Here is a 26,160-nt window from a genome sequence, read left to right as displayed (position 1 = left end):
GCAACTGTTCGGGCGGATCAAGGGAGATTCCGGCGTGGGCGCCAAGCTACATGGCGATCGTCGAGATCCAGGCTCGTACGGCGGCCCACGCCGGCTCTCGACACCTACGCTGACAGATTTTCATCAGATAAGGCTCGGTCGGCGCATCCATGCGCCTCACGGTCCTGCCTGCCGCCTTGCTCCGGCTCCGGACAGTTTCCTGCGCGCGCGGAACGAGAGCGAAATTCAAAGTCAAAAAAAAAAGCAAAGTCAAAAGCTGTTGCCAACCAAGGTTGGCATCTACCAGGAGCGGGGGATCGGCACTGAAACGCACCGCGCTCGCGGGAACGTGTCCAGAGGCGGAGGACCCTGCCCAGCCGCACCCTCCGCCTCCCAACGTATCAGCAAGGCGCTGCTTTGGCTTTGGCTTTGGCTTTGGCTTTAGCTTTGGCTTTAGCTTTGGCTTTGACTTTGGCTTTGAGCTTCGAAAAGCGGGCTGGCGGGCCGCAGGCCCGCCAGCGAAAAACTCATCCCGCCACGATGTACTGCTGCAGCTGATCCAGCTCCCTGCGCTGCGCATCGATCACCGACTTCACCAGGTCGCCAATGGAAATCACCCCCAGCACCTGCACGCCCTCCACCACCGGCAGGTGGCGGATGCGGTAGTCGGTCACCAGCTGCAGACAATGCTCCACCTGTTCGCCCGGCGACACCGTCACCACCTGCGTCGTCATGATCTCGGCCACCGCCGTATCGCGCGAAGAACGATCACGCAACACGATCTTGCGCGCGTAATCGCGCTCCGAAAGGATCCCGACCAACCGCGGCCCGTCCATCACCAGGACCGCGCCAATGCCCTTTTCCGCCATCAACCGGATCGCATCGATCACCGCCGCATCCGGCGCGACCGCATGTACTTCAGGAGACTTGCCGTCCAACAGTTGCCGTACCGTGGTCATCTGCCTGCCCTCCGAGGGTGGGTTGCAGGGCCGAGTCTGCCACGGCGGATGCTAGCCACGCGTCAACCAGGTACAACGGCCGCTGCTTGGACTCTTCGTACAGGCGCCCCAGGTACTCACCGATCAGGCCCAGCGCGATCAACTGCACCCCGCCCAGGAACAGGATCACCGCCATCATCGTCGGCCAGCCCGCCACCCGGTCGCCGTACAGCGCGGCCTTGACGATCACCCACATGCCGAACACGAAGGCCACCGCCGCGGTTGCCAGCCCCAGGTAGGTCGCCGCGCGCAGGGGCACGGTCGAGAACCCGGTGATGCCTTCCAGGGCGAAGTTCCACAGCCGCCACAGGCTGAACTTGCTGGTGCCGGCCACGCGTGCGTGGCGGTGGTAGGGCACCGCCACGCGCTTGAAACCCACCCAGCTGAAAAGCCCCTTCATGAAACGATGGCGCTCACGCATCTCGCGCAGCGCACTCAGCGCGCGTGGTGACAGCAGGCGGAAATCCCCGGTGTCGGCCGGGATCGGCGTACGCGAAAGGCGCCCCATCACGCGGTAGAAGATCGCCGCCGTGGCACGCTTGATCCAGGCCTCGCCATCGCGCGCCAGGCGCGTGCCATAGACGTTGTCATGGCCCTCGCGCCAGCGCGCGACGAACTGCGGCACAAGCTCCGGCGGGTCCTGGCCATCGGCATCCAGGATCATCGCCGCCCCTTCGCGCACCAGGTCCAGGCCAGCGGTCAGTGCGGCTTCCTTGCCGAAATTGCGCGACAGCTTCAGCGCGGAGACCCGCGCGTCGGATTGGGCCAGGCGGGCGATCACCTCCCAGGTCCCGTCATGGCTGCCGTCGTCCACGTACAGAATGTGGCCGTCGATGTCGGGCAGCGCGTCGAGCACCGCGCACAACCGCGGATGCAGCAACGGCAGTGCCAGGGCCTCGTTGTAGGCGGCGATGACGAAAGTGAGCCGTTCGCGGGTCATGCCCGGATTGTACGTTGCCGCCGGCCGTAGATCAGGCGGCGCGCGCTCACTCTTCCGAAAGGTACGCGGCCCCGCCCAGCTGCCGTGCCTGGCGCTGGATCCAGGCGGCGCGCCGCTGCACGTACGGCCCTGGCTTTGCGGCGTTGTAGCGCCGCGGTGCCGGCAGCACCGCCGCCAACCGCGCGCTATCGGCCGGGCTCAACCTGGCCGCGTCCTTGCCCCAGAACTTCTGCGCCGCCGCCTGAGCTCCGTACACGCCATCACCGAACTCGGCGATGTTGGCGTACATCTCCAGGATGCGCTCCTTTGGCCACAGCGCTTCGATCAGCACGGTGTACCAGACCTCCAGCCCCTTGCGGATCCAGCTGCGGCCCTGCCAGAGGAACAGGTTCTTGGCCACCTGCTGACTGATCGTGCTGGCGCCACGCAGTCGCCCGCCCTTGGCATTGTGGTCGCGGGCCTTCTCGATGGCCTGCAGGTCGAAGCCGTTGTGGTCGGGGAAACGCTGGTCCTCAGCGGCCACCAGCGAAATCGGCAGGCTCGGCGCCATCTGGTCAAGGTCGCGCCACTGGTAATGCAGGCGATAGGACCAATCGGCCTCGCCCAGCGCCTCGCCATAGCGCCACAGCATCACCATGGACACGGGCGGGTCGATGAACCGCAGCACCAGGACCTGCAGGCAGCTGAAAGCAGCCAGCAGCACCGGCAGCCACAGCAGCCGTTTCCAGCGCCAGCGCCTGCGGCGTGGGCCTTCTACGACAGCTTCCACCTTGTGCTGCTCTCCCCCTGCCCCCATTACTGGTGCATCCTTCTTCTATCTGGTTGTCGGCGCATTATCCGGCAACTGCCCCCGTTTACGCGCGATGTGAGCCGATGACCGCCAACTCCGATTCCCTGATCCGCTTCCTGCTCCCCGACGCCGGCGTCCGCGGCGTCCACGTGCGCCTGCAGGCTACCTGGCAGGAGATCCTGTCCCACGCCGAGTACCCGGATACCGCCGCCGAACTGCTCGGCGAGGCCTGCGTGGCCTCGGCGCTGTTCACCGGCCATACCAAGATCGATGGACGCCTGTCGATCCAGCTGCGCAGCAGCACTGCCCTGCGCACCCTGTTCGCCGAATGCACCGCCGCCGGCACCCTGCGCGGCATCGCCCAGCTCAGCGAAGGCGGCGACGCGCCGCGCGACCTGTCCAGCCTGGGCGATGACGCGATCCTCGCCATCACCATCGAGAACCCCGGCCTGGACCCGCGTGAACCACAGCGCTACCAGAGCCTGGTCGGACTGACCGCACCGGAGCTGGACGAGGCCTTCGAGGACTACTTCCGCCAGTCCGAGCAGCTGCCGACCCGCCTGCTGCTGGCGGCCGACCGCAATGGTGCCGCCGGCCTGCTGCTGCAGAAGCTGCCGGGCGACGAGGGCGACGAGGACGGCTGGGCGCGCGCCAGCGCCCTGTTCGAGACCCTGGGCAAGGCCGAACTGCTGGCCACCCCGGCCGAGCAGCTGCTGCACCGCCTGTTCCACGAGGAGAAGCCGGCGCTGATGGGCGAAAAGCCGCTGTCCTTTGCCTGCTCCTGTTCCCGCGAGCGGGTGGCGGCGATGCTGCAGTCGCTGGGTGAGGAAGAGGCCCGTGCAGCGGCTGCAGACACCGGCGCCGTCGAGGTCCGTTGCGAATTCTGCGGGCGTGAGTATCACTTTCCATTGACGGAGTTCGGCATACTGTTCCACGGCGCCCAGGGGGCTGTACCGGCGCCTGAACGGCTTCAATGAACGGCAGTCTTGTACCTGGGGAGGATCAAGGCTTGTTAAGAATTCATAAACACCCTAGGATCAAGTTCCCGTCCCCACGGGAACTTCCGTTGTCCGTCCCTGTCTGAACTGGTCCGATGCGTACCTTCCTGCGTCTACCGCTGGCCATGATGATCGCCCTTGGCGCGATCACGGGCGTGCATGCGCAGAGCAAGGACACCCGCACCGTGCTGCCGGTATGGAACAAGGGCAGCGGCAAGGTCGAGGCCCTGCTGTACCTGGAGCCGACCGGTGAGCAGGCGGCCGGGGCGCGTTGGCATTTCGGCCGCAACTCGCTGGATGCGGCCTTTGGCCTGTCCTCCGGCGATTCGCTGGGCCTGCTCTGCAGCAGCAGCGGGACCAGCATGAGCGGTCTGGCCAGCCACTGCATGCTGGCCAGCCTCGGCGACGAGGACGACCTCAACAGCCGGCGTTTCACCGGCACCGCCGCATTGAACCGTGGCAGCAGCCGCCTCGGCATCACCGCCGGCACCGGCCGTGAAACCCTGCCGGCATGGCTGGCAGGCCCGAACAAGACCCCTTCGCTGCGCGCCGAGCAGAATGACCTGACCGTGTTCGCGCAGAAGAACATCGGCCGCGAAGGCTTCGTGTCCATCGCCGGCACCTACGCCAAGGCCCGCCTGGTGCCGCTGGCCGACGCCTCGCCGGCCATTGCCGACCGCTGGGACAGCAAGAGCCTGAGCATCGGCGCCGGCTACGGCAATTTCAGCGGCAGCATCATCGGCCGCGTCATCGACGTGCCCGGCAAGCCCGGCAAGTGGGAAGGCCTGGGTATCGGCCTGACCTGGCGCACGCCATGGTCCGGCCAGCTCACCGTGGGCGCCGAGAACGTGATCAGCCGCGGCAAGAATCCGTTCTCGCCACGCAACGAAAGCAACGACGACGGCACCGTGCCGTACGTGCGCTACGAGCAGGACCTGTAAGCTCCCTGCTGCCTCACCGCGACGTTTCCGCGCGCGCTCCCTTCGCCCATCCCCGTAATGACACCTCGCCGCCACCACGCGGCGATGCGCAAGCGCCTGTGCGCGGCCTGGTCCAGCACGGCTGCGCAAAGGCCTGCGCCATCAAGCCTGGCTGCCCCATGAAAAAAGCCACGCCCCTTTCGGGGCGTGGCCATGTCACACGTACATATTACGCCGCGATCAGAAGCGCTGGGTGTACTTCATGTACAGGAAGCGACCGATGTCGAAGCCACCGTAGTAGGAGACGTTCGCGCTCGGCTGGCTGTACATGGTAGGGCCCACGCGGCCGAACACGTTGTTGGCACCCACGGCCACGGTCGCATTCCACGGTGCGTTCCAGCGCAGCTGGACGTCGTTGAACACGGTCGCGCCACGCTGGTTGGTCGCGCTGCCCACCGCCACGCCCTGGTTGTTCGGCGAAGCGTAGTTCGGCAGGTTGCACTCTTCCGGGAACGTCACGGCACTCAGGCACGCTTCCTTCATGCCGGAGAAGTAACGGACGGTCCAGCTGGCGCCGAAGTCACCCATTTCCCAACCCAGGTTCAGGTTCGAACGCACGCGGAAGGCGTAGCCAGCCCAGCCCACGCCGGTGCGGGGGTTCGGGTGGGTGACCGCGTTCTTGGTGGTGACCAGGTCATCACGCGAGGTGTAGGTGCTGGTCCACTGCGCGCTGAAGTTGCCGAAACGATCGGTCGGCAGGCGGTAGCTGACATCCAGGTCGAAGCCTTCCACCTCGCGGTAACCGGCGTTGATGCCGGTGCGCTTGAGGTTGTTGACGATGCCGGTCACCGGGTCACGCGTGAACGCCGAGCAGCGTGCCGCGATGTCGTTGATGTAGCAGTCGTTGAGGATCAGGTTGGCCGTGTCCGAGATGATGGTGTTCTCGACGCGGATTTCCCACCAGTCCAGCGACATGTTGAAGTTCTGGATGAAACCCGGGCTCCAGACGAAGCCCAGGGTCTTGGACGTCGAGGTTTCCGGGGTCAGCTGGTCGTTGGAGCCGGAGACGAAGGCCAGCGGGGTTTGCGACGATGCAGCGGTGGTCGGGGTGAAGCCCTGCTGCTGCTGGCGGAAGTTGGCTGCATTTACGCCAGCCGGCAGTGCGGCGGCGCAACGGGCACGCACCGCAGCGTTGGTGCGCGAAGCACCGTAGACCACGTCGCACGGATCGGTGAAGAAGTCGAACGACTGCGAACCGCCGCTGTACAGGTCGGCGATGGTCGGGGCACGGAAGCCTTCCGCCCAGGTACCGCGGATGAGCAGCGAGTCGATCGGCTTCCACTTGAAGCCGAACTTGCTGTTCAGCGTGGTGCCGAAGGTGTCGTAGTCCGAATGGCGGGTGGCCGCGTTGAGGCTCAGCTCGCGGGCGCCCGGCAGGTCGGCCAGGATCGGCACGTTGAACTCGGCATAGACTTCGTCAACCTTGTAGCCACCACCGGTGGGGAAGTTGGCCAGGCCGGAGGTGTTGCCCGACTGCACCAGCGCGTCCGGGCTGAAGCTGCCGGTTTCCTTGCGGTGCTCGACACCCACGGCGAAGCCCAGGTCGCCGGCAGGCAGGGTGAACAGGCTGCCGGCCAGGTTGGCGGTGATGACCTTGGTGGTGGTCTCGGCGGTGGAGTGCGCGGACGGGAACAGCAGGTTCTGCAGGGCGGTGTTGCCGGTCAATGCGCCGTTGGCACCGTTGCTCTGGATGCCGGCGTGCAGGAACGGGTTGTACGGCACGCACTGGTTCAGCCCGATCGGGTTGGCCACGGTACCGCACTGCGCCACGCCGCTGCTGTTGATGAAGGACGGACCCACCGCCGCACGCAGCGCGGTCAGGTTGAGGTCGCCGGTGCTGGTCTGGACCAGCTTGTTGTTGTTGTACAGGTAGCCGACATCCCAGTCGAACAGGCGGTCGGAGAACTCGAAGCTGCCTTCCAGGCCGCCGCTGAAGCGGAAGGTGGTCAGCTCGGCGCGGGTGTTGCGCGGCACTTCCGAAGTACGACGCCACCAGTTGGCGATGTCAGCACCCAGCGGATTGAACACACTGCTGGCCGAAATCGGCGAACCGAAGGCCAGTGCGCCGTACGGGTAGCCGGCGATCTGGCGGTTCGAATCGCGGAAGCTGTACAGCATGTTGGTGCGCAGGCGCACGTTGTCGGTCAGGTCGTAGATGCCATCGACGAACACTGCACGGCGTTCCTGCGGGGTACGCAGGTCGGTCTGCAGGTTCGTGTTGGTCTTGTCCTTGGTGGAGAAGCTGTTGACGTTCTGCGCGACGTAGTCGGCCTTGTTGTTCGCGTTGCCACCCTCACGCAGGATCACGCGCACTTCGCGGTTCGGGTTGGATGCGCTGGCGGCCGGATAGGTGACGCCCGGCAGCCCATCGGCCGGACGGCTGACGAAACCGCCGAACTCACCGACGGTGGTCCAACCGAAGTCCGGGTGGTTGGAGCTGCGCGGGAACGCACCGTACGGACGATCGGCCGCCCGCACCTTGTCTTCCTTGGCGTACTCGGCACCGATGGTCAGCGAACCGCGCTCACCCTTCACGCCCATGGTGAAGTCCATGGTGCGGGTGGCACCGTCGCCTTCACTGTACTGGCCGTAGTAGACGCTGCCGGTGGCGCCTTCGAAGTTGGTACGGGTGATGATGTTGATGACGCCGGCGATGGCATCGGAACCGTAGATCGACGAAGCGCCGTCCTTCAGCACTTCGATGCGCTCGATGGCCGAGACCGGCACGGTCGAGATGTCCTGCAGGCCACCGGTGGTGATGCCCAGGCGCTTGCCGTTGAGCAGCACCAAGGTGCGGGTGGCGCCCAGGTCACGCAGGCTGATGTAGGTGCCGCCGACGGCTTCGCCCGAGGACAGCGGCTGGGCACGGCTGATCGGCGGCGTACCCACGGCGCTGATGTTCTGCAGGATGTCAGCGACCGACGAGAAGCCCTGCTTCTCGATGTCAGCGCGGTTGAGGGTCAGGACCGGCTGGGCGGTTTCGACGTCGACGGTACGGATGCGCGAACCGGTGACTTCGATGCGGTCCAGGTTGGTGGCGGTCTGGGCAGACGCCACCCCGGTACCGGCAACGGATGCGGCGCTGGCGGCCAGCGCAACGCACACTGCATCGCGCAGCTTGTTGCTGTTCAACTTCATGGGCTCTCTCTCCATGGATCTTGGGTTGTGTGCTGAGTCCAACCGACGTGCCCCAAAAGGGAGGCACAAAAAACGGCTGGTGACCCGATAGTAGCCACACTTCATCTGGAATTAAAGAGTCGTTAAGAAAATGCCCAAATCGCGTGAAACCAGCCTCACCACGACATACGTTGGCGCATTGAGGTCGCCTGCAAGGCGCATTCGGCACTTGCAGGGCGCCATTCTCCCATTCAGCTGGGAATGAGCGTCTCGATCAGATGCTCGACATAGGCCTCGAAATCCTCGCGGGCCTGCTTGGGTTGCTGCAGCTGCAGCGACAGCTGCAGGAAGCCGACGTAGGCGGCATAGGCCAGGCGCGCGCGATGCCGTGCATCGGTGGAGCTGAGCCCGGCCTGGCGGAACGAAGCAACCAGGTAGTCGAGCCGGCGCTGCGAAACGCGGTCGATCACCGGGCGCACCATCGGGTGGTCCAGCGCCTTCAGCAGTTCGCTGTAGATGATGTGCGGCTGCACTTCGTGCGCGACCATCTGGAACAGCTGGCGCAGGCGCACGCGCGGATCCGGCACGTCCTCCAGGCTGCCGAACACCTGTTCCTGTTCGAACAGTTCCCAGCGTTCCAGCGCCGCCTGCAGCAGTGCATCACGCGAGGGGAAGTGCCAGTAGAAACTGCCCTTGGTCACACCCAGGCGCCGCGCCAACGGTTCCACCGCGACGGCCCCCACACCTTGTTCAGCAATCAGATCGAGAGCGGCCTGGGCCCAGTCTTCGGCACTCAGGCGGCTGTTGCGGCCGGCGCGCGGTTCGCCGGCGGAAGCGTCAGGTTGATTCATGGGCTGATTTAACCATACGCCGGGGTTCGTTGCAGTACGCGGTTGCGGCCGAAACCGTCGCGACGCCCGCCTGGGCACCTGCCGCAGCGCACCATACCGTGCAGTATTGACTTCCCTCACAAGCGATCCATACTAGCAAGTATGGTTACGTCCCCTACTCCCGCTGCGTTCCATGATCTTCGCCTGGAGGCCGCCCATGGCGCACGCCTGGCCGCAACCGCCAGCGACCACGGCCGCCGTGGCCGCGTGTTGTTCGCGCATGGCTTCGGCCAGACCCGGCACGCATGGAACGCCACCGCGCGGGCCCTGTCTGCGGCGGGGCTGCAGACGCTGGCCTACGACGCCCGTGGCCACGGCGATTCGGACTGGAATTCTGCCGAACTGCCCTATCACGGCGAGCAGTTCGCTGATGACCTGATCGTGCTGGCCGGGGAACAGCCACGCCCGCCGGTGCTGGTCGCAGCCTCGATGGGCGGCCTGTTCGGCCTGCTGGCCGAATCGCGCTGGCCGGGCCTGTTCTCGGCGATGGTGCTGGTGGACATCACCCCGCGTTGGGATACCGCCGGTGTTGAACGCATCCTGGCCTTCATGACCGCCCATCCCGACGGCTTTGCCTCGCTCACCCAGGCCGCCGATGTGATCTCGGCCTACATGCCGCACCGTCCGCGCAAATCCGAGCAGTCGCTGCGCGCACTGCTGCGCGAGGACGGCCACGGCCGCTGGCGTTGGCACTGGGACCCGCGCCTGGTGGCTGAACTGGCGCGCGACAGCGAGCAGCACCAGGATGCGCTGGCCGAGGCCGCACGCCAGGTGAAGTGCCCGCTGCTGCTGGTCAGCGGCGGCCGAAGCGACCTGGTCACGCCACAGACCGTGGCCGAATTCCTGGCGTTGGCGCCGCACGCGCGTCATGTACAGCTGCCGCAGGCCACGCACATGGTCGCCGGCGATGACAACGACGCCTTTACCGCTACTGTGTTGGACTATCTGGACGTGTTGCCCGCAGCGGATGCTGCAGCTTCGTCCGCCACAAACGAGCACGTCACCGGAGCACGCTCATGAGCATCGTTCTTCCCTTCCTCGCCCTGCTGCTGGCAGGCGCGTTCGTCGCCTACCACCGCATGCGGCTGGTTACCTGGACGCTGATCAGCGTGGCCCTGCTGGTCGCCTGCTGGTTCATTCCCTACGTCAACCAGACCGCCACGATCGTGGCTGCCGCCGTATTGGCCGTCATCGCCGTGCCGCTGCTGCTGCCGTTCATCCGCAAGCCGCTGCTGACCGGCCCGATGATGAAGGTGTTCCGCAAGGTGCTGCCGCCGCTGTCGCAGACCGAGCGCATCGCGCTGGAAACCGGCTCGGTTGGCTTCGAGGGCGAACTGTTCACCGGTGATCCGGACTGGAACATCCTGCTCAATTACCCCAAGCCGCAGCTGACCGCCGAAGAACAGGCCTTCCTCGATGGCCCGGTCGAAGAGCTGTGCACGATGGTCAACGACTGGGAAATCACCCACGTCCACGCTGACCTGCCGCCGGAGCTGTGGGCCTTCATCAAGAAGAACAAGTTCTTCGGCATGATCATCCCGAAGGAATATGGCGGCCTGGGCTTCTCTGCGCTGGCCCACCACAAGGTGATCCAGAAGCTGGCCTCGGTGTCCTCGGTGGTCAGCTCGACCGTCGGTGTGCCCAACTCGCTGGGCCCGGGTGAACTGCTGGTGCATTACGGCACCCAGGAACAGAAGGACCAGTACCTGCCGCGCCTGGCCGATGGTCGCGAAGTGCCCTGCTTCGGCCTGACCGGTCCGTTCGCCGGCTCCGACGCCACCTCGATTCCGGACTACGGCATCGTCTGCAGGGGCGAGTGGAACGGCGAGCAGGTGCTCGGCGTCAAGCTGACCTTCGACAAGCGTTACATCACCCTGGCACCGGTCGCTTCGCTGATCGGCCTGGCCTTCCGCATGTACGACCCGGATGGCCTGATCGGCGACACCCGCGACATCGGCATCACCCTGGGCCTGCTGCCGCGCGACACCGCCGGCGTTGAAATCGGCCGTCGCCACTTCCCGCTGAACTCGACGTTCCAGAACGGCCCGATCCGCGGCAAGGACGTGTTCATTCCGCTGACCCAGCTGATCGGTGGCGCGGCCATGGCTGGCAAGGGCTGGAACATGCTCAACGAGTGCCTGGCCGTGGGCCGCTCGATCACCCTGCCGTCCACCGCCAGCGGCGGTGCCAAGGCCGGTGCCGCCGTGACCGGCGCCTATGCACGCATCCGCAAGCAGTTCGGCCTGTCGGTCGGCCGCTTCGAAGGCGTGGAAGAAGCGCTGGCCCGCATCGGCGGCAAGGCGTACAAGATCAGCGCGCTGTCGCAGGCCACCGCTGCTGCAGTCGACCGTGGTGACGTGCCGTCGGTACCGTCGGCGATCGCCAAGTACCACTGCACCACCATGAGCCGCGAAGTGATCTCGGACATGATGGACGTGATCGGCGGCAAGGGCATCATCCTGGGGCCGCGCAACTTCGCCGGCCGCAGCTGGCAGGCCGCGCCGATCGCGATCACCGTGGAAGGCGCCAACATCATGACCCGCAGCCTGCTGATCTTCGGCCAGGGTGCGATCCTCTGCCACCCGTGGGTACTGAAGGAAATGAAGGCCGCGCAGGATCCGGATACCCGTGCCGGCCTGCAGGACTTCGACCGCAGCCTGTTCGGCCACATCCGCTTCGGCATCTCCAATGCCGTGCGCTCGTTCTGGTTTGGCCTGACCGGCGCGCGCTTCGGCGCCGCCCCGGGTGACGCCTACACCCGCCGCTACTTCCGCAAGCTGGACCGTTACTCGGCCAACCTGGCGCTGATGGCCGACATCTCGATGATGACCCTCGGCGGCAAGCTGAAGTTCAAGGAATCGCTGTCCGGCCGCCTGGGCGACGTGCTGAGCCACGTCTACATGACCAGCGCCATGCTCAAGCGCTACCACGACGAGGGCGCACCGCAGGCCGACCAGCCGCTGCTGGCCTGGGCCTTCCATGACAGCGTGCACAAGATCGAGGAATCGCTGTCGGCGGCCCTGCGCAACTTCCCGATCCGTCCGATCGGCTGGCTGATGTGGGCGCTGATCTTCCCGCTGGGCCGTCGTGCCGAGGCCCCGGGCGACCGCCTGAGCCGCCGCGTCGCCGCCCTGCTGATGGCGCCGAACGAAGCCCGCGACCGCCTGGCCAGTGGCGTGTTCCTGACTCCGTGCGAGAACAACCCGGGTGGCCGCATCAACAGCTACCTGAGCAAGGCGATCATGGCCGAGCCGGTGGAGCGCAAGTTCCTGAAGGCGCTGAAGAGCAAGGGCATCGAGGCGCTGGACTTCAAGAGCCAGCTGGACGAAGCCGTGGCCGAGGGCGTGATCACCCAGGACGAGCGCAGCCTGCTGGAAGAGCTGCGCACGCTGACCCTGGATACGATCACCGTGGACGACTTCGACACCCACGAACTGCGCGCGGCCAGCTACTACGACCGCCAGCACAAGGATCCGCATTCGCAGGCCGCCTGATCGCCCGCGATACGCGTTGCCTTCGACGGCGGGCCTCGGCCCGCCGTCGCTCTATCCGACGACCGGAACACCGACCATGTCCACGCCCCTGCTCTCGCTCTACAACCGCCTGCAGCGCTGGCCCGCCGGCACCTGGCTGTTCTCACGCGCGGTGTGTTTCAAGGCGCCCTACTTCGCCAGCATCGCGCCGCGCATCACCCGCCTGGAACACGGCCGCTGCGAAGGCACGCTGGCCGACCGCCGCAGGGTGCGCAACCACATCGGCACGGTGCACGCGATCGCGATGTGCAACCTGGCCGAACTGACCGCCGGGCTGATGGTCGACGCCTCGCTGCCGAAGGGCATGCGCTGGATTCCGAAGGGGATGCAGGTGCAGTACCTGGCCAAGGCACGGGGCATGCTGCAGGCGGTGGCATTGCCGGCCCAGCCGATCGTGGCCGCTGCCGAGGGCTATGCACTGCCGGTGACGGTGAGTGTGCGCGACCGCGCGGGGACGGAGGTGTTCAGCGCGGTCATCGACATGTGGATGTCGCCGGCGAAGTAGTGTTCCGGCGAACGGCGCAGCCCCTCGTGGGTGGACGGTTGATCGCGGAAAGCCTTGGTTTGGCTGGGGGCGGTGAGTTCGCGGGGGACGCCGTGAACCCGTCCTTGGGGGCTTGGCCGCTGCATCCATGCCGCGGACACCCACGCGAACTCACCGCCCCCAGCCTCTGACAGATTTCTGCGGCGTCCACCCACGCAAGAAAAAAATAAGAACAAAAGCAAAAGCGGCCCACTGGCCGCTTTTTTCGTGCGCGCAGAACCCACGAGCGCAGCGACCCGCTGTTGCCCTTGATCTTCTTTTTCCTTCTCCGTGGGCTGGCCGCACACGGAACCTGTCAGGGGCCGGGCGGGTTGGGTTCGCGGGGGTGTCCGCGGCATGGATGCCGCGGCCAAGCCTACAGGGACGTACTTGCGGCGTCCCCCGCGAACCCAACCCGCCCGGCCAACCCCATGACAAGCATTCCGCGACCAACCCACGAGGGGCTGCGCCGTTGGCTGGAAACTACGCCACCGCGCGAAACACCAACGCCAGGATCGCCGGCACCGCCTGGATCATGAAAATGCGCCGGCTCACGCTGTACGCGCCATAGCACCCTGCCACCACCACGCAGGCCAGCGAGAACGTCACCAGCACCGGCTGCCCGATCACCAGCCCCACCACGATGCCTGCTGCCAGGAAGCCGTTGTACAGGCCCTGGTTGGCAGCCAGCACCCGCGTGGTCTCCGCCTTCTCCGGCGTGTTGCGGAAGGTCTTCAGGCCCAGCGGGCGGGTCCACAGGAACATCTCCAGCACCAGGAAATAGACGTGCAGCAGGGCGACGAGCAACGTCAGGGTGAGTGCGATCCAGTACATGGGCAGTTCCTTGGACAGGGATGGGGATCGGCCCCCGGAAAATCAGCGGTCGCGCGGCAGTTTCTTTTCTTCGCGCAGTACACCGAACGCGGCTGCGGTCATGCATGCGGCCACCAGCATGCCGCCGATGAACACCACGTGCGAGCCGAACAATGACAGGCCCTTGTGCACCCAGGCAAAGCTCAGGTCGGCACCACGGTAGACCACGGTGTCGATCGCTGCGCCGGCCTTGTAGCGCCACTGCCGGTCCACGCGCGTGTAGATGGTCTCGCGCGCCGGCTTGGCCAGTGCAAATTCGCTGGCCCGGGTCATCACCTGCACCACCGCGACCATCAACGGCATCGGCGAGGCTGCCAGCACCGAGAAGCCGATCAGGATCGCGAAACCGGGAATCAGCAGCGCCGGCGCGATGCCGTGGCGCGACAGCAGCCAGCGGGTCAGGCCCACCTGCATCAGCAGCGCCAGCGCGTTCACCGCCAGGTCGATGCGCGAGAAGAACGCGGTACTGGCCGCCGGGTCAGTGAACGCCGCACGCACGATCGCAGCCTGCTGGTTGTAGAGCAGCGTCCCCACGCCCACGCCGAACACCACCATGATCGCCAGCCAGCGCAGCAACGGCTCGCGCACGATCAGTTTCAGGCCATCCAGCACGCTGCCGCCCATCGGCTTCTCACCCGACACCAACTGCTGCTCCTGCTCGCGCAGCACCGCCCAGTGCCGCAGGCGCCAGATGCAGAACAAGCAGATCGCCAGGAAACCGGCTGACACCAGCATCAGGTTGGCGATGCCCACGCGCTGCACCAGCGCACTGGTGATGACCGGACCAAGGAAGGCACCAACGGTGCCCGCCGCGCCGATGTAGCCGTAATACGCCCGCGCCTGCGCGTTGGAGAACACGTCGGCCATGAAACTCCAGAACACCGCCACCGCGAACAGGTTGAAGACGGTGATCCAGAAGAAGAAGGCCATGCCGCGGCCAGGCACGCCGCTGTCGAACATCATGTAGAAGCCAAGCAGGGTCACGATGAAGAACCCGTACACCGCCGGCAGGAACACCCGTCGCGGGAAGCGGCTGACCAGCCAGCCGTACACCGGCTGCAGCACCAGCATGATCACGAACACGCAGGAGAACAGGAACTGCAGGACGAAGTCCTTCAGCGCGATGCCGTGACCGGCGAACCAGGCAATCAGCATTGGCGGGAACACCGTTTCCAGGTCCGCCGAGGCGGCCATGGCTTCACGCACCGGACGCAGCACGTAGTAGCCGCTGAGCAGGCAGAAGAAGTACAGGAACGACCACCACAGCGCCGGGGACTCGCGCAGTGCCGCCATCAGCCCCTGCAGCGGGCCCTTCCCTCGTACCGCGCTCACGCGGCGTCCCTCGCCAGATGACGGCGGTTGGACAGCGGCATGGCAGGCTCCGGGGCGGTGAAGCGCGTACGTTATCCAATGCACTGCAACATCGCCAGCAGGTGGCCGTCTGAAGGCCGCAACGCGGTGTCATGACCGGGTCCGGATGACACGTTCCGATACACGCTTTCGAGGCGTCAAAATCCCAACTTTTTCAACGAGATGCGCATTCATCTTCGCTTTGTTTGTGCACAGAGGAAAAGCGGCGCTAGAATCGCCATCAGCAGTCGCGCACGGGTCCCACCGATGAAAAAGAACAGCCTGCGTCGTCCGATCCGTTCGGCGGCCACCGGTTTGCTGGGCATGTTGATGCCTGTTGCCTTGTCCACCACCGCGCAGACCCCGCCGCCGTTGCCGCCGATGCCGGCCAACATCGAGTCCGCTGCAGCCACCGCCGTTGCCCACACCCAGCCGGCGGCCTACCGTACCGGGCTGGTGCCGCAGGTGCAGGCGCCCGCCGCAGGCTTCAACGTCGCCAATATCGAATCGATGGCGCAGCAGCTCACCTATGGCGAGCGCGTGCCGGGCATGGCCGTGGCCATCGTGCAGGGCGGCCGCATCCTCAGCGCGCGCGGCTATGGCGTCACTGACGTCAACAATCCGCTGCCGGTCGACGCCCACACCGTGTTCCGCCTGGCTTCGCTGTCCAAGGCCTTCGCCGGCACCATGGCCGGACTGCTGGTCAACGACGGCACGCTGCGCTGGGACAGCAAGGTCACCGACTACGTGCCGGGCTTCCGCCTCAACTCGCCCGAAGCCACCGACCGCCTGACCGTGGCCGATGTGCTCAGCCACCGCGTCGGCCTGCCCTACAACGCCTACGACCGCGACATCGAAGGCAACGCCGAGTACTACGCGCTGACCCAGAAGCTGGCCAACACCAGCCTGAAGTGCCTGCCGGGCGACTGCTACGCCTACCAGAACGTGGCCTTCAGCCTGATCGGCGACGTCGTCTATGCCGCCTCCGGCAGCTTCTACGAGCAGTCGGTCGAGCGCCGCATCTTCAAGCCGCTGGGCATGAACGATGCCAGCCTCGGCCTGGCCGGCATCCAGGCCAGCTCGCGCTGGGCGCGTCCGCACGTGCGCAGCCGCAACGGCTGGGTGTCGCTGACACCGAAGCCGACCTACTACCGTGTTGCCCCGGCGGCTGGCGTCAACGCCAGCGCCAGCGACATGGCGCAGTGGCTGCTGGCGCACACCGGCCATCGCCCCGATGTGCTGCCGGCACCGCTGCTGGCCACCCTGCATTCGAGCCTGATCAACACCCCCGGCGAGATGCGTTCGGGCTGGCGCCGCGAGCGCCTGCACTCGGCCGGCTACGCGCTGGGCTGGCGCACCTTCGACTACGCCGGCCACGACGTGGTGTTCCATGCCGGTGCCGTACAGGGCTACCGCGGCCTGGTCGCGCTGGTCCCCGAACGCGATCTCGGCATCGCCATCATGTGGAATGGCGAGAGCGGCCTGCCCAGCGGCCTGCTGCCGACCGTGCTCGATTCCGCGCTCGGCCTGCCGGCACAGCGCTGGCTGGATGTGGACACCGACTTCGGCAGCGACAACCTGATGGCCGAAGGTGCAAGCCCGGCGCAGCAGGACAAGCGCAAGGGCAAGGGCGCTTCCAGCAACCGCGCGGTGGCGTCGCCGCGCTGATCAGGCCGGCGCGACCGTGAGCATGAAGGGCGGCCTGCAGGCCGCCCTTTTTGTTGGCTGTTGTGGAATCGAGCCGCGCTCGACTCTACAAACGGAGGGCTAATGCGCGAAGTAGTGCATGCCGCCGTCCACCGGAATCACCGCACCGGTGATGTAACCGGCCAGCGGCGAGGCGAGGAATGCCACCAGCGGCGCCACTTCTTCCGGCTCACCGAAGCGCCCGATCGGGATGTTACTGGCGATGAACGCGCGTCGGCTTTCCTCGGTGGGATGCAGGCGGTCCAGGATCTGCGGGCTGTTGATCCGACCCGGCGCAATGGCATTCACCGTGATGCCCTGCCCGGCCACCTCCGACGACAGCCCCTTGCTCCACAGATGCAGCGCTGCTTTCGCCGCGGTGGCGGCATTCACCGAACGGGGCTCCATCGAACCGCTGAAGTTGATCACCCGCCCCCATCCCTGCGCCTGCATCGCCGGCAGCAGTGCCTGGGTCAGCCGTCGTGCGGCAGAGAAGTTCAGCGCCAATGCCTCCTCCCAGATCGAGTCGGCTGCATCGACGGTCGTTGGCCGCGAACCGCCAGCCGCGTTGACCAGGATGTCCACCCGCTGCAACGCCGCCAGCGACGCGTCAGCAATGCGTCGCACGTCCCCGGCGTCAGTGACATCGCCCAGCAGGATGATCGGCGCGGGTGCGCCCGCCGCTTCGATCCCTGCCGCCAGCGCCTGCAGCGGTGCCTGCCGCCGTGACGAGATGGCAACACGTACGCCCTGCGCGGCCAGTTGCCTGGCGACAGCGGCACCGATGCCACTGCCCGCCCCGGTGACCAGCGCTGTGCGTCCCTCAAGATTCAAATCCATCGTGTTCTCCTTTCAGCACGGCCGGTGGATCCGGCCCCTGCAGTGCATGCTGTTTGATCACCCGTGATTGATAAACTCCGCAAAAGTTTCAGCATTCAACACCCGGAGTTTCAGATGAACCTGCTGGAAAGCATGCAGGTGTACGTGCTGATCGTGGACAAGGGCAGCCTCAGCGCTGCAGCGGCAGCACTGGCCATCTCCCCGACGATGGCCGGCAAGCACCTGCGTGCGTTGGAGGCGCGGCTGGGCATGCAGTTGCTCAGTCGTACCACCCGGCGCCAGCACATGACGCCGTTCGGGGAGGACTACTACGCCCGCTGCCGGGAGATCCTGCGGCTGGTGGAGGAAACCGATGCTCAGGCCCAGTACCAGCACCTGGCACCTGCAGGCACGCTGCGCATCAGCGCGCCGGTGATCTTCGGCACGCATGCGCTGGTACCGGCGTTGGCCGATTACATGGCGCGCTACCCCGACGTGCGTGTCGACGCGGTGCTGACCGACCGCGTGGTCGACCTCGCAGAGGAGGGTTTCGAAGCAGCCCTGCGCATCGGCACGCTGGCCGACAGCAGCGTGCTGGTGGCACGTGCATTGGCACCGTATCGCTTGATGATGTGCGCCTCGCCCGGATACCTCGCCCGGCACGGTACGCCCTCCGACCTGCTGGCGCTTGCCCGGCACCAATGCCTGTCCTTCGAACCCAGCGCGCTGGCGCAGTGGCTGCAGGCCGATGCTGGCGGGCTCGGCCATGTGCCCACAGGTCGACTGCAGATCAACAACGGCGAAGCGCTGCGTACAGCGGCGCTGCATGGGCTGGGCATCGTGCTGCAATCGGCACTGCTTCTGGCCGCGGATGTCGAGGCTGGGCGGTTGGTGCAGCTGTTTCCCGAACACGGCCACGCGGGGCGGCCGATGCACGTGGTCTACGCCCACGACCGCTACCCCTCGACCCGCCTGCGCAGCTTCATCGATTTCCTGGTGGAGCGCTTTCCACCGGCGCCGCACCGCTAGCATCGACCGTCAGCAAGGCGGTCGAGCATGGCTCGACGCTACCAATGGCCCCATAAAAAAACCCCCTCCCCGCTGGGCAGCCAGGGAAGGGGTTTCAGGATGCGGCTATCGGGAAGTACTTAGATCAGCGGCGCCGGGGTTGCCGGCAGAGCGACCGGAGCGGCCTTCTTCTTGCGGGCGGCCGGCTTGCGCTTGGCAACCTTCTTCGCTGCCTTCTTCGGGGCAGCCTTCTTGGTGGCCTTCTTCGCGGTCTTCTTCACTGCCTTCTTGGCGGTCTTCTTGACGGCCTTCTTGGCAGTCGCCTTCTTCGCGACCTTCTTGGCCGGCTTGCGGGCCGTTGCCTTCTTGGCAGTCTTCTTGGTGGCCTTCTTGGCTACCTTCTTGACGGCCTTCTTCGCGGTCTTCTTGGCAGTAGACTTCTTGGCTACCTTCTTCGCCGCCTTCTTCACTGCCTTCTTCGCAGTGGCCTTCTTGGCGACCTTCTTCGCAGCCTTCTTCACTGCCTTCTTGGCGGTCGCCTTCTTCGCGACCTTCTTCACTGCCTTCTTGGCAGCGGCCTTCTTCGCGACCTTCTTCACCGCCTTCTTGGCGGCGGGCTTTTTCTTCGCAGCTTTCTTGGTTGCCATGAGATGGCTCCTCGTCAGTGATAGGGAGTTGAAACGCCCAGGTGGATCAAACCCGCGGATGCTGCGTGCGGGGACCGCCGGCGCGTCAAGCGCGCCGTTACGGATGCGGCAATGCCCGCCTCGATCGGCGGAGCGGGCATCGGAACGGGAGGTGCCTTGCATTTCTCCGGGGGAAGCGGGGCCATGTCCACCGTCATCTGGGTCGCGGTGGTCTTGAAGGGGCTGCTTCGCATCGGACGATTGATTCTGCGCACTCGGTTTGGCAGGCAAGGTCTGCTGAGGCGAAACCTAATCACGGTTTTTTTTACTGTCAACAACCCCCGCGAAAAATTTTCACATCCGCGCCATCCGCGGTGTTGCCTGCACGGTCGCGACGCTCCGCCCTCGACGACCAACAAAGCACCACGCACGCGCGTTGCCTGCAGCAACAACAACGCAAGCGTTGAACAAAAACCACTTGAAATAGGCACTCTGCGCAGATGCATGCATGTTGGCGGCCACTGCATCCACGCAACGCCGGCACCGGCCGGCGCCGGCACCAGCGCCAGCACAACGGCACCGCAACGGGGGGCGAAAAGTTTTCACATCCGGACGCGTCGGCGCGGGGCGGAAACGCGGATTTGCGCAAAACTGCGCACGCCCCTCGGTACCGTTCGCGGGTCTGCTGATGCCGCGTCGAGGGCGCGCAGCAAACCCTGCGTCATGAGCCGACGTACTCGCCAAAACAAAAACGGCCACCCGAAGGTGGCCGTTGCAGAACCCGGAAACGACGACTCAGTGGTCGTCGTTCTCCAGGGCTTCGGCGTACGCGTCCGGGTCCAGCAGCTCGTTGACCTCTTCAGCGTTGGTCAGTTCGACCACGAACATCCAACCTTCGCCGTAGGCATCTTCGTTGATGGTTTCCGGCTTGTCGGACAGGGCCGAGTTGACCTCGACAACCTTGCCGCTGATCGGGCTGTAGACGTCCGAGGCGGCCTTCACCGACTCGACGACGGCGATCTGTTCGCCGGCCTTGGCGTCGGCGCCGACTTCCGGCAGTTCGACGTAGACCAGGTCACCCAGCAGGCCCTGGGCATGGTCGGAAATACCGACGGTGACGCGGCCATTGCCTTCGACACGGGCCCACTCATGGGACTTGAGGAACTTGAGGTCGCCGGGGATCTCGCTCATGGGACTGCTCCAGAGATATGCAGGGGTGGAAAAAACGGGGCTAGTGTAACCAACCGGCCGCCACTGCTGTCAGTGACGACCGGCATGTCCGGATCAGGCGTCGGCGAGCACGCCGGGCTGGGCCTGGCCTTCGCGCACGAACGGGAACTTGACCACGCGCACCGGCACCTGCCGGCCGCGGATGTCGACGGTGACCTCGCCGAGTTCACCGGCGGGCACGCGGGCAAAAGCGATGCCCTTGGCCAGGGTCGGCGAGAAGGTGCCGGACAGGATCTCGCCCTGGCCGCCAGCGGTGGTCACCGCCTGGCCGTGGCGCAGCACGCCCTTCTCGTCCATCACCAGGCCGATCATCTGGCGTGCTGTGCCGGCAGCCTTCTGCGCTTCCAGCGCGTCGCGACCGATGAAGTCGCGGCCTTCGTCCAGCGACACCGTCCAGGCCAGCGCCGCTTCGTACGGGCTGATCTCTTCGTCCATGTCCTGGCCGTACAGGTTCATGCCGGCTTCCAGGCGCAACGTGTCGCGTGCGCCGAGACCGGCAGGCTTCACGCCCGCCGCCAGCAGGCGGTTCCAGAACGCGACCACCGCGTCCTGCGGCAGCAGGATTTCGAAGCCGTCTTCGCCGGTGTAACCGGTGCGGGCGACGAACAGCTCGACGCCGTCGTCGGACTGCACCTGCAGGGCGGCGAAGCGGCCCAGCTTGGTCAGCGCCTCGCGCTCGGATTCGCGGGCCAGGCCGATCACGATCGCGCGCGCCTGCGGGCCCTGCACGGCCAGGATGGCCAGGTCCGGGCGCTGCTCGACGCTGACGCCGAACGGCGCGGCCTGCTCGCGCAGCCAGGCCAGGTCCTTTTCGCGGGTGGAGGCGTTGACCACCATGCGGAAGAAATCGTCGCCCAGGTAGTAGACGATCAGGTCGTCGATGACGCCGCCGCGCGGATTCAGCATGCACGAGTACAGCGCCTTGCCCGGCACCTTCAGCTTGTCGACCGAGTTGGCCAGCAGGCGGCGCAGGAACGGCTTGACCTGGTCACCGCGCAGGTCGACCACGGTCATGTGGCTGACGTCGAACACACCCGACTCGCGACGCACCAGGTGGTGCTCGTCCAGCTGCGAGCCGTAGTGGATGGGCATGTCCCAACCCCCGAAATCGACCATCTTGGCGCCAAGGGCGCGGTGGGTATCGTTGAGCAGCGTCTTCTGGGTCATGACCGGGTCCGGCAGCAGAGGAAACAAGAATCCCCATTATCCCAGATCGGTCGCCCGCAGGCGTGCCGCAGCGCAGCGGCCATCTGCAAGCACACCTCATGCGACCGCGCCCGCTGGCCTTGACGACCCGCGGACGCGGCCAAACCACCGCAGCCTCAGCCCTGGGCCACCGCCTCGACCACCAGCACCGTGCCCTGCACGCTGCGCACCCGCACCCACGTACCTGCAGGCAACTCCGGGCCGCTGACCTGCCAGTACGCGTCGTCGATGCTGACCCGGCCCTGCCCACCAACGATACCCTGCTGCAACGGCACCACCCGTCCGACCAGTTGTTCGGCGCGGCGGTTGAGCAACGGTGCATCGCTGGGTCGCGCCCTTGCCTTGCCCCAGCGCCGGTAGCACTGGATCGAGACAACGCTCAGCACGACGAAGGCAACGACCTGCCACAGCAATGGAATGCCGCTGAACACCGCAACCAGTACGAACACCGCCGCCGCGCCAATGCCGATCCACAGCATGAACGCCCCGGGCGCCAACGCCTCGGCGGCAAACAGCAGCAGCGCCAGCGCGCCCCAACCGACGACTTCCCAGCGCATGTCAGCCTCCGAGCGGCGGCGGCCGCTTGCCGGCGGCCTTGATGTCCTGGCTGGCCAGCGCCTGCTTCGCCAGTTCGGCCACGCCGGCGATCGAACCGATCACGCCACTGGCCTCCATCGGCATCAGCACCAGCTTCTGGTTCGGCGAACTGGCCAGCTCCTTGAACGCTTCCACGTACTTCTGCGCAACAAAGTAGTTGATCGCCTGCACGTCGCCCTCGGCAATCGCCGCCGACACCACCTTGGTCGCCATCGCTTCGGCCTCGGCCAGGCGCTCGCGCGCCTCGGCATCGCGGAACGCAGCTTCGCGACGGCCTTCGGCCTCCAGCACGGTGGCCTGCTTTTCGCCATCGGCGCGCAGGATCTCCGACTGGCGGGAACCCTCTGCCTCTAGGATCTGCGCGCGCTTCTCGCGCTCGGCCTTCATCTGCCGCGCCATCGCGTCCAGCAGGTCGCGTGGTGGCTGGATGTCGCGGATCTCGATGCGGTTGACCTTCACACCCCACGGGTTGGTGGCATGGTCGACCACGCTCAGCAGCTGGGCATTGATCACCTCGCGCTGGCTGAGCGATTCATCCAGGTCCATCGAACCGATCACGGTACGGATGTTGGTCTGCACCAGGGCGATCATCGCCACTTCCAGGTTGGCCACCTCATAGGCAGCCTTGGCGGCATCCAGTACCTGGAAGAACACCACGCCGTCCACGCGCACGGCGGCGTTGTCCTTGGTGATCACTTCCTGGCTGGGTACATCCAGCACCTGCTCCATCATGTTCACCTTGCGCCCGACCCCGTACACGATCGGAATCAGGAAGTGCAGGCCGGGGGTCATGGTGTGCGTGTAGCGCCCGAAGCGCTCGACGGTCCACTCGTAGCCCTGGGGCACCATCCGTACCGCCTTGAACAGGATCACCACGGCCACGAAGGCCAGCACCACGGTAAAGAACATGGTCGGGAACATCTTGCTTTCCTTATCTATGACGTCCAGGCCCCAGCATAGCGCGTGAAGGCCGCATGCACAGCGGAGCTACCAGGGCATGCGCCCGCGCAGGATGTCGGCGAACATCACCCAGTCGCCCATGAACGAGTACAGCGGGTGCTGGAAGGTGGCCGGGCGGTTCTTCTCGAAGAAGAAATGGCCAACCCAGGCGAAGCCGTAACCGCAGAACAGGGCAGCCAGCAGCAGCACCGGCTGCCCACGCAGGATCGCCGCCGCGACCAGCAGCAGTACCCCGCAGCTGCCGATGAAGTGCAGCCGGCGCGATACCGGGTGGCGATGCTCGCTGAGGTAGAACGGATAGAACTCGCGGAAGCTGGCGAAGCGGGACATGCGCGTGCTCCGGGAACCAGGGGCGTCGCCATCATGCACCATCGCTGACCTTGTGGCGCCGAGCCGTGCCCGGCTTGCGCGCGCCAGCGCGGTCGGAAGGAGGCGCAGCCACGCATGGCCCGGCGCTACCCTGATGAGGTGCGCGGCCCGAACATGATCACCGCCATGCCGGCCAGGCACAGCGCAGCGCCCAGCAGGTCCCAGCGGCTGGGGCGGATGCCGTCGACCAGCCATAACCAGAACAGCGCGGTGCCGATGTACACGCCACCGTAGGCGGCATAGACCCGTCCACTGGCGGTCGGGTGCAGGGTCAGCAGCCAGGCGAACAGGGCCAGGCTGGCGGCCGCCGGCAGCAGCAGCCAGATGCTGCCGCCCTTGCGCAGCCACAACCACGGCAGGTAGCAGCCAACGATCTCGGCCAGCGCCGTCAGCAGGAACAGGCCGAGTGTCTTCACGCCTTCTCCGCCGCCTTGGCGTGCTGCCACAACGCTTCCTGCGCATCCAGGCCCATCGCAGCCAGCGCCCCACCCTGCGCGTCGGCCTGCGCTTCCATCGCGCGGAAGCGGCGTTCGAATTTGTGGTTGGCCCCGCGCAGCGCCGCACCCAGGTCGATGTCGGCATGGCGCGCCAGGTTGGCGCAGACGAACAGCAGGTCGCCCAGTTCTTCCTGCAGCCGCGCCTTGTTGCCGGCGATATCGCCGCGTTCGAACTCCTCGCGCAGTTCCTGCAGTTCCTCGGCCGCCTTGTCCAGCACCGGTAACGGGCCGGGCCAGTCGAAGCCGACCTTGGCCGCACGCGACTGCAGCTTCACCGCCCGCTGCCATTCCGGCAGCCCGCGCGAAATGCCGGCCAGCGCGGAGGTGTCCTGCTCGCCCTTGGCGGCACGCTCGGCACGCTTGATCGCATCCCAGTTGCGCGTCACGCCGTCGGCATCGTCGACGCTCACGTCGGCGAACACGTGCGGGTGACGGCGCTGCATCTTGTCGCTGATCGCGCGTGCGACCTCGGCGAAGGCAAAGGCCCCCTGCTCTTCGGCCATGCGCGCATGGAACACCACCTGCAGCAGCAGGTCGCCCAGCTCGTCACAGAGATCGTCGAGATCGCCACGGTCGATCGCATCGGCCACCTCGTAGGCTTCCTCGATGGTATACGGCGCGATGGTTGCGAAGTTCTGCTCCAGATCCCACGGGCAGCCGCCCTGCGGGTCGCGCAGGCGCGCCATGATCGCCAGCAGGCGCTCCAGCTCGTGGGCGGCGGCGCTGCCGGTGGTGGGGGTGTCGTGCGCGCTCATGCGGCCTCCAGGGTCAGTCGGACAACCAGTCGCGCCACGGCAGGCTGGTATCACCAAGGGCAATGAAATCGCCGTTCAACAGGGTTTCGCGGCGGTTGTAGCGGAACGGCTTGCCGGTCGCAGCCGACAGTACCGCACCGCCGGCGGCGTGCAGTACGCACTGGCCGGCGGCGGTATCCCATTCGGAGGTCGGGCCCAGCCGCGGATAGACATCCAGGCCACCTTCGGCGATCCGGCAGAATTTCAGCGACGAGCCCTGCGCGATGGTCTCGATGCGGCCCATCCTCGCCAGCAGCGCCTCGGTTTCCGGCGAGCGGTGCGAGCGGCTGGCGGCGACGCGCAGCGGGGCGGTGGCCGGCGTGCGGGTGCGCAGCACGGTGTCGTGCAGGCCCTGCCGGCGATAGGCCAGCTCGCCACGCATGGCATGCCAGACGATGCCGGTCACCGGGGCCAACACCACGCCGAAGGCAGGTGCGCCCTGGTAGATCAGCGCGATGTTGACGCTGAACTCGCCATTGCGCTTGACGAACTCGCGGGTGCCGTCGAGCGGATCCACCAGCCAGTACGCGCCCCAGTGGCGGCGGTGCTCCCACGGCACCTGCGCCGATTCCTCCGACAGGATCGGCAGGTCCGGGGTCAGCTGGCGCAGGCCCAGTTCGATGACCTGGTTGGCGGCCAGGTCGGCGGCGGTGACCGGGCTGTCGTCGTCCTTGATCTGCACCTCGAAGCCATCGGCGTATACCTGCATGATGGCCTGTCCGGCTTCCTGGGCGATGGCGATGGCGGTCTCGCGCAGGTCCGTTGTCAGTTTGATCATCGCGTTCCCTGCAGCCACTGGCGAGCGATGAACAGCGCCGCCAGCGAGCGTCCCTCGGAGAAGTCCTCGCGCAGCATCAGCTGGTCCAGTTCGGCCAGCTTCCACGGCACCACCTCGAGTTCTTCCGGCTCGTCGCCGGCCAGCTTTTCCGGATACAGGTCGCGTGCCACCACCAGCCACGACTGGTGGCTCATGTAGGTGGGGGCCAGGGTCATCGCGCGCAGCACGTCGACCCGGCGTGCACCGTACCCGGCCTCTTCCTTCAGCTCGCGGTCGGCGGCCTCCCCGGGGGTTTCGCCGGCGTCGATCCGGCCCTTGACCAGGCCCAGTTCATAGCGGTGCATGCCGGCGGCGTATTCACGCACCAGCAGCACCGTCTCGTCATCGAGCATCGGCACCACCACCACCGCACCATGGCCACGGCTGACCAGGCGTTCGAAGCGGCGGCGTTCACCGTTGGAGAACTCCAGGTCCAGGTGCTGGCGCTGGAAGGGGCCGTTCTCCTCATCGGTGATCCGATGGATGATCGGCAAGCGCCGGCCGGCACGGTCATCGTTCATGCGGAATCTCCGCGGCGGCCGGCGCCAGCGCCGGGGCCGATAGAATGTGCAGGCAGCAA

Annotated in this window: 25 protein-coding genes; 7 read left to right on the top strand and 18 right to left on the bottom strand. The window is 66.3% G+C overall.

Features of this window, described 5'->3' with window-relative positions; genetic code table 11:
- Nucleotides 1-506: 506 nt before the first annotated feature.
- Genes AC5P9F_RS14995 through mtgA form a run of 3 tightly spaced genes read right to left on the bottom strand, consistent with a single transcriptional unit; the run spans nucleotide 507 to nucleotide 2,713 of the window.
- Nucleotides 507-938: a CBS domain-containing protein gene (locus tag AC5P9F_RS14995; RefSeq protein ID WP_033834030.1), complete on the bottom strand. Its 432-nt coding sequence runs from the start codon at nucleotides 936-938 to the stop codon at nucleotides 507-509.
- Nucleotides 898-1,917 carry a glycosyltransferase family 2 protein gene (locus AC5P9F_RS14990; protein ID WP_005410685.1) on the bottom strand — a complete coding sequence of 340 codons (1,020 nt, stop codon included), beginning with the start codon at nucleotides 1,915-1,917 and terminating at the stop codon, nucleotides 898-900. Before AC5P9F_RS14990 ends, AC5P9F_RS14995 begins: the two co-directional genes overlap by 41 nt.
- A gap of 46 nt (nucleotides 1,918-1,963) precedes the next feature.
- Entirely contained in the window at nucleotides 1,964-2,713 is a 750-nt protein-coding gene (gene mtgA, locus AC5P9F_RS14985; RefSeq protein ID WP_005410686.1) for a monofunctional biosynthetic peptidoglycan transglycosylase, read from the bottom strand.
- A gap of 77 nt (nucleotides 2,714-2,790) precedes the next feature.
- Between mtgA and hslO the strand changes: the two genes are divergently transcribed.
- On the top strand, nucleotides 2,791-3,684 hold the full coding sequence (hslO, locus tag AC5P9F_RS14980) for an Hsp33 family molecular chaperone HslO (RefSeq protein ID WP_005414237.1): 894 nt from the start codon (nucleotides 2,791-2,793) through the stop codon (nucleotides 3,682-3,684).
- Between the two features lie 149 nt (nucleotides 3,685-3,833).
- Nucleotides 3,834-4,646 (top strand): XOO1806 family protein, encoded by an 813-nt coding sequence (locus tag AC5P9F_RS14975; protein WP_171974399.1) that lies wholly within the window; start codon nucleotides 3,834-3,836, stop codon nucleotides 4,644-4,646.
- Between the two features lie 219 nt (nucleotides 4,647-4,865).
- On the opposite strand, the gene AC5P9F_RS14970 is transcribed toward AC5P9F_RS14975, so the two are convergent.
- Nucleotides 4,866-7,823, bottom strand: coding sequence for a TonB-dependent receptor domain-containing protein (locus AC5P9F_RS14970; RefSeq protein WP_065184119.1), 2,958 nt, complete (start codon nucleotides 7,821-7,823; stop codon nucleotides 4,866-4,868).
- A gap of 230 nt (nucleotides 7,824-8,053) precedes the next feature.
- Nucleotides 8,054-8,653, bottom strand: coding sequence for a TetR/AcrR family transcriptional regulator (locus AC5P9F_RS14965; RefSeq protein WP_005410690.1), 600 nt, complete (start codon nucleotides 8,651-8,653; stop codon nucleotides 8,054-8,056).
- Nucleotides 8,654-8,794: 141 nt separating this feature from the next.
- Here AC5P9F_RS14965 and AC5P9F_RS14960 point away from each other — a divergent pair, with 141 nt between their 5' ends.
- The 3 genes from AC5P9F_RS14960 (at nucleotide 8,795) to AC5P9F_RS14950 (ending at nucleotide 12,730) form a co-directional block, all read left to right on the top strand.
- Nucleotides 8,795-9,712 carry an alpha/beta fold hydrolase gene (locus AC5P9F_RS14960; protein ID WP_005410691.1) on the top strand — a complete coding sequence of 306 codons (918 nt, stop codon included), beginning with the start codon at nucleotides 8,795-8,797 and terminating at the stop codon, nucleotides 9,710-9,712.
- Nucleotides 9,709-12,186 (top strand): acyl-CoA dehydrogenase, encoded by a 2,478-nt coding sequence (locus AC5P9F_RS14955; RefSeq protein WP_005410692.1) that lies wholly within the window; start codon nucleotides 9,709-9,711, stop codon nucleotides 12,184-12,186. Before AC5P9F_RS14960 ends, AC5P9F_RS14955 begins: the two co-directional genes overlap by 4 nt.
- A gap of 76 nt (nucleotides 12,187-12,262) precedes the next feature.
- Nucleotides 12,263-12,730: a hotdog fold domain-containing protein gene (locus AC5P9F_RS14950; RefSeq protein WP_076739153.1), complete on the top strand. Its 468-nt coding sequence runs from the start codon at nucleotides 12,263-12,265 to the stop codon at nucleotides 12,728-12,730.
- Nucleotides 12,731-13,231: 501 nt separating this feature from the next.
- Here the strand turns inward: AC5P9F_RS14950 and AC5P9F_RS14945 are convergent.
- Nucleotides 13,232-13,582, bottom strand: coding sequence for a DUF1304 domain-containing protein (locus AC5P9F_RS14945; RefSeq protein WP_043034500.1), 351 nt, complete (start codon nucleotides 13,580-13,582; stop codon nucleotides 13,232-13,234).
- Between the two features lie 42 nt (nucleotides 13,583-13,624).
- Nucleotides 13,625-14,914 carry an NTP/NDP exchange transporter gene (locus AC5P9F_RS14940; protein WP_171974398.1) on the bottom strand — a complete coding sequence of 430 codons (1,290 nt, stop codon included), beginning with the start codon at nucleotides 14,912-14,914 and terminating at the stop codon, nucleotides 13,625-13,627.
- A 324-nt stretch (nucleotides 14,915-15,238) separates the two neighbouring features.
- On the opposite strand from AC5P9F_RS14940, the gene AC5P9F_RS14935 reads away from it, so the two are divergent.
- Nucleotides 15,239-16,639: a serine hydrolase domain-containing protein gene (locus AC5P9F_RS14935; protein ID WP_005410697.1), complete on the top strand. Its 1,401-nt coding sequence runs from the start codon at nucleotides 15,239-15,241 to the stop codon at nucleotides 16,637-16,639.
- Between the two features lie 99 nt (nucleotides 16,640-16,738).
- On the opposite strand, the gene AC5P9F_RS14930 is transcribed toward AC5P9F_RS14935, so the two are convergent.
- Nucleotides 16,739-17,497, bottom strand: a complete 759-nt coding sequence (locus AC5P9F_RS14930) for an SDR family NAD(P)-dependent oxidoreductase (protein WP_076739152.1) — start codon at nucleotides 17,495-17,497, stop codon at nucleotides 16,739-16,741.
- A gap of 114 nt (nucleotides 17,498-17,611) precedes the next feature.
- Between AC5P9F_RS14930 and AC5P9F_RS14925 the strand changes: the two genes are divergently transcribed.
- A complete protein-coding gene (locus tag AC5P9F_RS14925) occupies nucleotides 17,612-18,505 on the top strand; it encodes a LysR substrate-binding domain-containing protein (protein WP_005414244.1) in 894 nt (297 codons plus the stop codon).
- 119 nt (nucleotides 18,506-18,624) lie between these two features.
- Here AC5P9F_RS14925 and AC5P9F_RS14920 read toward each other — a convergent pair whose 3' ends face one another.
- From AC5P9F_RS14920 to nudE, 10 genes are all read right to left on the bottom strand, one after another.
- Complete coding sequence (locus AC5P9F_RS14920) at nucleotides 18,625-19,131, bottom strand: histone (RefSeq protein WP_076739151.1); 507 nt, start codon at nucleotides 19,129-19,131, stop codon at nucleotides 18,625-18,627.
- 774 nt (nucleotides 19,132-19,905) lie between these two features.
- Nucleotides 19,906-20,301, bottom strand: coding sequence for a glycine cleavage system protein GcvH (gene gcvH, locus AC5P9F_RS14915; protein WP_005410701.1), 396 nt, complete (start codon nucleotides 20,299-20,301; stop codon nucleotides 19,906-19,908).
- A gap of 93 nt (nucleotides 20,302-20,394) precedes the next feature.
- Nucleotides 20,395-21,507: a glycine cleavage system aminomethyltransferase GcvT gene (gene gcvT / locus AC5P9F_RS14910; protein WP_024958146.1), complete on the bottom strand. Its 1,113-nt coding sequence runs from the start codon at nucleotides 21,505-21,507 to the stop codon at nucleotides 20,395-20,397.
- A gap of 155 nt (nucleotides 21,508-21,662) precedes the next feature.
- Complete coding sequence (locus tag AC5P9F_RS14905) at nucleotides 21,663-22,103, bottom strand: NfeD family protein (protein ID WP_005410703.1); 441 nt, start codon at nucleotides 22,101-22,103, stop codon at nucleotides 21,663-21,665.
- A 1-nt stretch (nucleotide 22,104) separates the two neighbouring features.
- On the bottom strand, nucleotides 22,105-23,064 hold the full coding sequence (locus AC5P9F_RS14900; RefSeq protein ID WP_059035152.1) for an SPFH domain-containing protein: 960 nt from the start codon (nucleotides 23,062-23,064) through the stop codon (nucleotides 22,105-22,107).
- 66 nt (nucleotides 23,065-23,130) lie between these two features.
- Nucleotides 23,131-23,433 (bottom strand): Mpo1-like protein, encoded by a 303-nt coding sequence (locus AC5P9F_RS14895; RefSeq protein ID WP_044570725.1) that lies wholly within the window; start codon nucleotides 23,431-23,433, stop codon nucleotides 23,131-23,133.
- A gap of 125 nt (nucleotides 23,434-23,558) precedes the next feature.
- Nucleotides 23,559-23,888, bottom strand: coding sequence for a YnfA family protein (locus tag AC5P9F_RS14890; RefSeq protein WP_060380757.1), 330 nt, complete (start codon nucleotides 23,886-23,888; stop codon nucleotides 23,559-23,561).
- Nucleotides 23,885-24,724 carry a nucleoside triphosphate pyrophosphohydrolase gene (mazG, locus tag AC5P9F_RS14885; protein WP_049450690.1) on the bottom strand — a complete coding sequence of 280 codons (840 nt, stop codon included), beginning with the start codon at nucleotides 24,722-24,724 and terminating at the stop codon, nucleotides 23,885-23,887. The genes AC5P9F_RS14890 and mazG overlap by 4 nt, the downstream gene beginning before the upstream one ends.
- A 13-nt stretch (nucleotides 24,725-24,737) precedes the next feature.
- Nucleotides 24,738-25,541: a 3'(2'),5'-bisphosphate nucleotidase CysQ gene (gene cysQ, locus AC5P9F_RS14880; protein WP_005410708.1), complete on the bottom strand. Its 804-nt coding sequence runs from the start codon at nucleotides 25,539-25,541 to the stop codon at nucleotides 24,738-24,740.
- The gene (gene nudE, locus AC5P9F_RS14875; RefSeq protein WP_005414246.1) at nucleotides 25,538-26,101 is read right to left on the bottom strand and encodes an ADP compounds hydrolase NudE; all 564 of its coding nucleotides are present in this window, start codon (nucleotides 26,099-26,101) and stop codon (nucleotides 25,538-25,540) included. The genes cysQ and nudE overlap by 4 nt, the downstream gene beginning before the upstream one ends.
- Nucleotides 26,102-26,160: the final 59 nt, after the last annotated feature.

The organism is Stenotrophomonas sp. YJH_SMC_4 (assembly GCF_059371575.1).
Note: the sequence above shows the minus strand (reverse complement) of the source record. Positions and strands in the feature narration are given on the sequence as shown.